The 8,159-nt window shown below is 42.4% G+C and carries 5 protein-coding genes; all 5 read right to left on the bottom strand.

The genetic code is table 11. The features are described from left to right. Positions 1-149: 149 nt before the first annotated feature. The 5 genes from DW862_RS14150 to DW862_RS14130 all read right to left on the bottom strand — a co-directional run bounded on the left by DW862_RS14150 (position 150) and on the right by DW862_RS14130 (position 8,157). Entirely contained in the window at positions 150-2,627 is a 2,478-nt protein-coding gene (locus tag DW862_RS14150; RefSeq protein ID WP_032845367.1) for a glutaminase domain-containing protein, read from the bottom strand. A gap of 55 nt (positions 2,628-2,682) precedes the next feature. Further along, complete coding sequence (locus DW862_RS14145) at positions 2,683-3,942, bottom strand: glycoside hydrolase family 76 protein (protein WP_120068890.1); 1,260 nt, start codon at positions 3,940-3,942, stop codon at positions 2,683-2,685. 232 nt (positions 3,943-4,174) lie between these two features. Next, a complete protein-coding gene (locus DW862_RS14140) occupies positions 4,175-5,644 on the bottom strand; it encodes a DUF4972 domain-containing protein (protein WP_120068905.1) in 1,470 nt (489 codons plus the stop codon). 22 nt (positions 5,645-5,666) lie between these two features. Continuing rightward, on the bottom strand, positions 5,667-6,809 hold the full coding sequence (locus DW862_RS14135; RefSeq protein WP_052587962.1) for a DUF4972 domain-containing protein: 1,143 nt from the start codon (positions 6,807-6,809) through the stop codon (positions 5,667-5,669). 25 nt (positions 6,810-6,834) lie between these two features. Then, positions 6,835-8,157, bottom strand: coding sequence for a glycoside hydrolase family 76 protein (locus DW862_RS14130; RefSeq protein WP_120068886.1), 1,323 nt, complete (start codon positions 8,155-8,157; stop codon positions 6,835-6,837). Between the last annotated feature and the right edge of the window lie 2 nt (positions 8,158-8,159).

Here is an 8,159-nt window from a genome sequence, read left to right as displayed (position 1 = left end):
GTATTTCCGGTAGATAATGCGTGCTTTGACTGCGTACCAACCAGCGGACTAACATAGTCCACCGGTCCGGTAATTGTTTTTGCAGTCATAGCCCATGCACTAAGTAACGTAAAAGCGAATAGAGCTAGTTTCTTCATGGTATTTTTGTTTTATTTAATCAGTTTTCCTTCAAGCATTTTGATATAATATCCACCTACAACGGAACGTGCCTGGAAGCCTCTTTGATTCGGTTCGTCTGTAAATACCCAGTCGGACATCGGAACACGGTTAGGTGTAACGTTCATAAACAGATATACGGGTTCGATAAATTTCTCAAAGGTAGCTTTGTCATTTGCCAATGTAGCTGTCCACATGATCCAGTCGGTCTTTGTGTATGTTTCACGGTTATCCAACGGAAGACCATATTTATTTTGCTTCGAAAGATAGTAAGCTATTTCCGTTTCTGCAACATTTTTAGGGAAGATTTGCAGATTCAACAGTTTATCCCACACCAGGTTATACTTCTGGCTCCATGTTCCCGGTTTGTCAAATGTGAGACGATAGTGGTCACCATCATCAGCCATTTTCACCCATTCGGCAGCCATTTCTTTCGCTTTCTGTGTGTACTTTTCAGCCACGTCTTTTTTGCCCAGCATATCTGCCAGATAACCGTATGAAGCAACACCCATGATTGCTTTGATAGAAAGGTTGGCATTGTGTGCAAAGTGACCTGCAAAGTCATCGGTACAAAGTTGGTTGGCCGGATCAAGTCCGTTCTCTACCAGATAGTCTGTCCACGTAGTCAGGGTTTCCCAATGTTTCTGTGCGTAATCTGCATTACCTTCCACCTTTGCAATGGCAGCAGCCAATACTACCATATTACCCGATTCTTCTACCGGCATATCACCGCCATAAGTCTGGCCGTTAGCCAATGGATAAGTACCGACATCATGCGCAGCAAATGGTTTCGTCCATTTTCCGCTTTCACTATAATAGAAGATATGGTTCATGGTAGCTTTCACCAATTCCGGATTGTAGTATAAAAGCAACGGAGCTCCCGGATAAGTCAGGTCGACTGTTCCGATGGAACCATTACTGAAGTTCTCCTTAGAAAGGAATACCAAGTCACCGTTCGGAGCCTGTACCAGTTTATGTGCAGCCAAGGCCTGACGATAAGCCAATGCACAAAGTTCGGCATATTTACGTCCACCGGCAGCAGTAGCTTCTTCCATCAGCTTCTTGTCGAAAGCAGCGCTGTTCTTCATTTGTGTCTTGTATTCTTTCTCTGCTTTCTGGAATTGGGAAACAATCGTTTCATTACCCTCACGATTCCAGTAAGGACGCAGGTTATCACCAAAGTATTGGATAGAATAAATATCATCATATCCGATCAACAGGTGGCCATCAGCTTTTTGTGTTTCGCCCAATGAACGTACCAAAGCCAGTTTATCATAACCGTTTGTGGTAGGAGCTTCCAGTTTATTGGCTACGAAGTTCTTGCGCAGCTCTCTGCCGTCACCGATTGCAGATGTGCTGTTTTCCTTTTCAGCTGCCAGATAGAAATGTCCCCAGTCGATACGAACATCATCACCCTTTTTCTTCAGAATCTCCTGATTGCGGCTTCCGGTACGAAGGAATAACAAATCGCCGTCAGTAAAGCTGTCGGCAACAGATTCCTGGTGAGGTTGGTCGATTGCCCATTGCGGAGATGCTTCGAAATACAATTCAACCTGATGTTTCTTTCCGTCATTGGAGGCTACTTCATAAGAGATATAGTTGACAGGACGTGACAACAAGTCCAGATTATCCATGAACATAGGAGCGGTAAATGTCAGTTTCAAATCTACCGGACCGCAAGTAAATGTATAATAAGTCTGCATAGGTTGTACGTCTACAGAAGTTTGTTGTGCTGTTTGATGGAAAGAACGATAACCGTCCAATTCTACCAATAATCCGAAATCCAACAGTCCGTTTCCTACCCGGTTATGACAATAGCCTGCAATCAGATTCTCACCCGGTTTCAAAGAAGCTACTACTTCTTCCGACAGTTTCACCCGTTCGTTCTTTTTACAAGCATTACCTGTATCTACCACTTTGATGCCGTTGATATAAATAATAGCATCATCGTCATGAGAGAATTCAAGATATACATTCTTTCCTGTCAAGTCCTCCTGAATATCAGCTACCCGGCGTACCCAGATAAATTCTTCACCCCATTGGGTTTTGGCTGTATGTTCATTCTCCATGGTTCCGAAGGCAGCTTCGCCTTCTTTCCAGGCTTTATCATTGAATCCGGCATTCTGCCATCCGTCAGCAGGCTGTTGAGTGGTATACTTTCCTGTCCAGCTACCTTGTTCGGATGTCTTTACCAAAGGACGTAGTTCCAGTTCTTCCGTTCCCATGAAACGGTAGGTTTGTCCGTCTACTTTTGCAACACCAAGTAAAGAAAAATCCTTGCCTGTCCAATGTTTTACAGGACTGTCGTATAGATTGTCCGTAGTAGACCATGCACTAGTATAAGGATCAATTGTCACCAGCGGATATGCCGGAGCACGTAATTCATTCTTCTCGTGCTGTTCTACCTGGGTCTCACAGCTACAAAATACAGAAGCTGTTCCCAGTAACAGCATCATCAGTTGTTGTTTCATAATTTAAATCACCTGTTTATTTAATCTATTTTACGCAAATTCCGTCGTTTTCTATTTATTTCTTAGCCGGAAACAAAAGCATCAATGCCGGTATACCGGAAGCAGAATAACTGTCGATTTCCGCACCTTCCGGCAACTTTTTATAGTATTCGCCTCCACATACGTTCCGTGTCTTATCTCTGTTTGCCCAACCTGTTTTGATGGTACGTTTCAGGAATGGGAGATATTGGGTTTGTCCGCAATCATACACCAACCATGCCATATATTCCGCAAAGATGGCAGTATAGATACCCTGTTCAATACCACCTTCGAAAGGTAGCACTTTATGTTCTGCAGACATATCTTTCACTGTATAGTCTGCTGCCAGAATAGCATTGTCCAGATAACGTTTCTCTCCGGTCGCCTTATAAAGCAGTATGGAAGCTCCGATAAAGGTTGCCTGATTATAGACATGTGCTTTCCAGGCAGGATTGCCATTTCCATGACGGCTATCGGCAATCTTTCCTGTTGCTTTATCCAAGAGATTTTCCACTCCCCATTCATAGATTTCTTTACCTTTGGCAAGATATTGAGCTTTCGTCTGATAATCCGGCCGTTTGTCGGTCGATTCTTTTCTATTTTCAGGCACGTTATTGTAGAGGGTTAATGCTGCAACAACTGTCGGAAAGTTGATACAGGCCATCTTTCCATCACTGAATTTATTCGGTTTCGGATTTTGAATGGGTTGCCATTGCCAGAACATACCTCCGTTTTCTTTGTCATACGAGCCTGTATCACCTACCTTTTCCGAGCCATACCATACCCGTTTGAAACTGGCTTCCGAAAGTTTCAGATATTCATCCACTCCAAAAAGCTCGTAGCCGCGTGCCAGGCTGATAGTCCACCACATGATGTCATCGTAGATGAACCAGCCGGTATTTTCGTTGTTATCATCAAAATCAAACTGACAATATTGCGCTTTGTTCCCTGCAAATATTTTCTCGCAGAGTGTTTTATAATAACTTGTCTTCTTTCTGTCTTTCTGTGCCTTTGCCAGTTTATAGGCATTCATTGCCATATCCCAATAAATAGGCTGACACCAGATAGCCGCTGCTCCATTGCCACGGTCAACAGCACTCGGATAGGACGAATTTGTCTTGTAAATATATTTATTGGAGTCTAGTAGTGTATTATTAAATCCTTCATAAGCTGCCCATACATCTTCGTTCGTATACGCATGCTTCTTCTGGTTTGCTTTTCCTAAATTACCGACTGCCCATGTGGTAGTTGATACTCCCAATAGTAGTGTCAGAGCCAAAAGAATTTTGCTTTTCATGATAGTTTATAAGTTTATAGTATTTTTCCTGTTACAAAGATTGCAGAAATAGCTGAAAAAAAACGATAATATTTATTCAATAAAGAACAAATACAGACCAAAACACTTTTCTACAATAAAAATAAAGGATTAATAAAGGGTTATTGGAGAATAATTTCCCCTTACTCTGTCCTTATGACAGAGATAAGGGGAATATTTAATCTACCTATTGAAAACTCATTCCGGTAAACAATTATTTGTTATCTGTAATGTCTGTGGATTCAATCCATTGCCAGTTATCACCAACTAATGTTGCTGTATGACCTTTCAAACCTGTTATTGTCCTGGTAGCACTTTGAGTAGGCTGATCACCTTTCACTTCAAAATCCCAGGCTTCTACCAAATTCGGATTATCGGCACTTACACCTTCTTCATTCCCCATATAAGAAGCATATACCTGATTTTCTGTCCGGTTTGTTTTCCAGATACGGATCTTCTTTATGTAACCGGAGAACCATTCGTTACGGTTTCCATTATTGTCCATCATACAGAATCCGGTCATGTGAATCTGATTGGAAATAGAGTTGTTATTTACATAAGTCTTATAAGATTCACCAATACGAACTACTGTTCCATCTCGCCTTACACCATTAACCATAGCATAGCTCTTAATATCAGTTGGTGTATCAAATCCCGGCAAACCTTTATCACTAAATAAATAGGCATAATGTGTCCAACGATCTTTAGTCCAGTTATCTGAGTTCTTCCACCCCGGTTCCCATATACCTGCCGCTGTATGATTCTCATTTTCCCAGTGAGCAACCATTGTTCTCAATAATCCTTTCGTACGATCCTGGGCACGCCATCCGCTCCAATAAGGATCGTTTGTCATGGTAGAAAGGAAAGTACAGTTGTCTTCTCCCTGTTTATTGCAATATTCTTTGATATTCACCCAAAGTTCAATCGTAAATGCCTGATTGTCATCCTCTCCAAACTTCACATAATCCTCGCTATAACCAAAGTCTATATAGGAACCGGCATTTCCATCTACAAACAGATTCCAGGTAATCTGACTGTTATCCGGCCATGCAGAATCTTCTACTTCTTCTACTTTCTTATCGGCAGCAGCAACAGCCTCATCATAAATCTCCTGCGTCATATCTGTGATGGAACCGGATTTGATTCTTTCAGCCAGACTTTCCAAGTCTTTAGCTGCACTCTCCAAAACCGACTTATTTTCTACCGGATATTGTCCCTGATGATTTCCCCACTTCGTTTCATCATTAACGATTGCAAGTATTTCATCCGCCTTAGCCAGTAAATTATTGATATATTGCTGTGCTTCCGGAGACAGATTATAATATTTTGATTTTTTAAACTCGTCAATCGCTTGATTTACCTTTGCTACAGCAGCTTCCAAAGTTGTTTCATCCAGTTCTTCGCCAGCTTCTACCCGTGTTATCAGTGCATCCAACTCGGTAATAGCAGCATTTAATATATCCTTTCCGGTTTCAGGATATGTTCCGGGAGCAGTTCCGTAGGTTGAATTTTTCAATAAATAGTTCAATGACGTACGGCTTTCCTGTAAGATACTTAATTGTGTATCTGTTATGTACTCGTCTTCAATATCGTCACAAGCGGTAAATATCCCTGCCAGACAAGAAATCAGGAGGAAAGAGAGGAGCATTGCTCCCTCTCTCCATTTATTAGTTAAACATTTCATGTTTTTCATCGTTTTTACATTATTATTCAACAATACGTTGCCACTCGTAAGTACCGATAATCTTAGCAGTATGACGGCCTGTCAGGTCTATTACTTCATTACCCGAACCGGAAGGTTTGGTCATGAAATCCCATGCTGCCGCCAAGTCTGCTTCTTTACCCGTCACTTCAGCCGTTCCATTATAAGAATTCTGAACATATTCGTTATCCTTTGCGCTTTTCCAGATACGGATTTTCTTCATATAACCGGCAAAGCCTTCTTCAAACAGATTATCACTGGTACGCATATAACGTCCGAAAGCGGTCATCGGTGCATTATAGTTGGCATAGTTGCTCGAATTATAGAACCTGTTACCCACGCTTCCCTCGGTTGTTTTCACTTCTCCGTTCACATACAATTTCGCACGAAGCTCCGGACTGCCCGGCAAGCCTTTATCACTGTACACAAACAAGAAATGTTGCCATTCTCCATCTTCCGGTGCCTTTAGTGACGGTTCACAGATATTTCCTCCTGTTTCGCCCCAAGTTGCACGATAAATACCACCGTCCGCATTACGCCAGTACATCATCCAGCCATTACGCCATCCGTCACCGCCCATATAAGTTGACAGGAACACATTCTGGTCTTTTCCACCACCTTTGGTTACTTTCACCCAAAACTCAACAGTAAAGGCTTGGTTTCCTTCGGTTCCGAAATTGACATATTCTTCGCTACGTCCGAAATCGATATAAGAACCACCATCACCACGTCCGTCCACAAACAGTTCAGCCGGTGTTGTTTCAGCGTCTTCTGTACGGATCGTACTCTTGAACTGTTCCATAGACGCCTTGGCTTCTGCCACATAGCGTTGTTTCTCACTTTCCGACGGAGAGGGTTGCTGATATTTGATTAAAAGTACCGCACGATTGGCATCATCTATCGCATCTGTCAGAATTGCCCGGCTTTCGGTGGGGTACTGTCCTTTCTTATCTCCGTAGTCTGAATTTTGCTGCAAATCGGTCATTTCAGCAATCAATGCATCCAGTTGGTCGATATAGGTATCTTCTATTTCAGGAGCCGCAGTATACTCGTCATGCGTTTCTTCAGAACAAGCTGCCAATTGAAGTGTCAGTACCATGCATAACACATAATACCACATTTTCCAATTTGAATATTTCGTATTCATTATTCTTCTTTTTTATGGGTTACAATTATTTATCTGCCGGAAACAACAACATCAATGCCGGTATTCCGGATGCACTATAGCTGTCAATAGTAGCACCTTCTATCTGTGCCTTATAATATTCGCCACCACACAAATTACGTGTCCGGTCGCGATTAGCCCAGCCGTAATTAATGTTACGTTTCAAGAACGGTACGTACTGGGTCTGGCCACAATCATTCACCAGCATGGCCATGTATTCCGCAAAGATAGCGGTATAAATACCCTGTTCCACGCCACTCTCGAACGGCAGTAAATCGTACGTTTCGGACATGGTATTCATTGTATAGTCAGCTCCCAAAATTGCATTGTCCAAATATGTTTTCTCACCGGTAGCTTTATAAAGCAATAACGAAGCTCCGATAAAAGTGGCCTGATTGTATACATGGTCCGACCATGCCGGATTGCCTTCACCATGCTTGCTGTCGGCAACCTCTCCGGTATTGCTGTCTACCAGATTCTTCACAGCCCATTCATAGATTTCTTTTCCTTTTGCCAGATAAGCTTCCTTCGTTTCATAATGCGGACGGGTAAAATCACCGTACTTATTACTCCAATTTTCCGGATTCGGATCAGCCACACGATCGGCAGGAACGTTGTTGTAAAGGGTCAATGCAGCTACCACTGTCGGAAAATTGATACAAGCCATCTTACCATCACCGGCGGCATTTTCATTCGGATTGCCGATAGGCTGCCATTGCCAGAACATACCTCCACCCAAATTCTTTTCAGGATCTGCATAAGAACCCGTATCACCTACGCGGGGAGAACCGTACCATACACGTGCAAAACTTGCTTCTGCCAGACTGCGATACTCTTCCACTTTAAATAATTCGTAAGCACGTGCCAAAGTAATGGTCCACCACTGTATATCATCATAGATAAACCAGCCGGTATTCTCATTATTATTGTCGAAATCAAAGTTTACATAATGTGCTTTATTTCCGGCAAATAAATCATCACACAACTGCTTGTATTTGTTTTCTCTTTCCGTATCCCCTTCCGCTTTTGCACGTTTATATGCGTTCATGGCCATATCCCAATAGATCAGCTGGCACCAGATAGCGGCAGCTCCGTTATTACGGTCGGTAGCAGCAGTATAAGCGGTACTTGTTTTATAAATGTTCTTATCGGGATCCAGTAAGTTATCATTAAATGCTTCATAGGCAGTCCAGGTATCCGCATTAGTATACTCCGGTACAATCTCGTAATCCGGGGTATATGGCTTTGCCTGTTTATCCTCATTGCAAGAGGACATACAAAGGACACCGGACATGAGACAAACTGCAGAGAAAATATATTGTTTCATCATAA

The organism is Bacteroides sp. AM37-9, from assembly GCF_003603455.1.
Lineage (GTDB): Bacteria > Bacteroidota > Bacteroidia > Bacteroidales > Bacteroidaceae > Bacteroides > Bacteroides xylanisolvens.
The sequence above is the reverse complement of the archived record's forward strand: the minus strand, read 5'-3'. Positions and strand labels throughout refer to the sequence as shown.

Bases quoted from the DNA above. Each gene is read 5' to 3' on its own strand.
- DW862_RS14135 (WP_052587962.1), bottom strand. From the start codon at position 6,809: ATGAATACGAAATATTCAAATTGGAAAATGTGGTATTATGTGTTATGC.
- DW862_RS14145 (WP_120068890.1), bottom strand. From the start codon at position 3,942: ATGAAAAGCAAAATTCTTTTGGCTCTGACACTACTATTGGGAGTATCA.
- DW862_RS14130 (WP_120068886.1), bottom strand. From the start codon at position 8,157: ATGATGAAACAATATATTTTCTCTGCAGTTTGTCTCATGTCCGGTGTC.
- DW862_RS14140 (WP_120068905.1), bottom strand. From the start codon at position 5,644: ATGAAATGTTTAACTAATAAATGGAGAGAGGGAGCAATGCTCCTCTCT.
- DW862_RS14150 (WP_032845367.1), bottom strand. From the start codon at position 2,627: ATGAAACAACAACTGATGATGCTGTTACTGGGAACAGCTTCTGTATTT.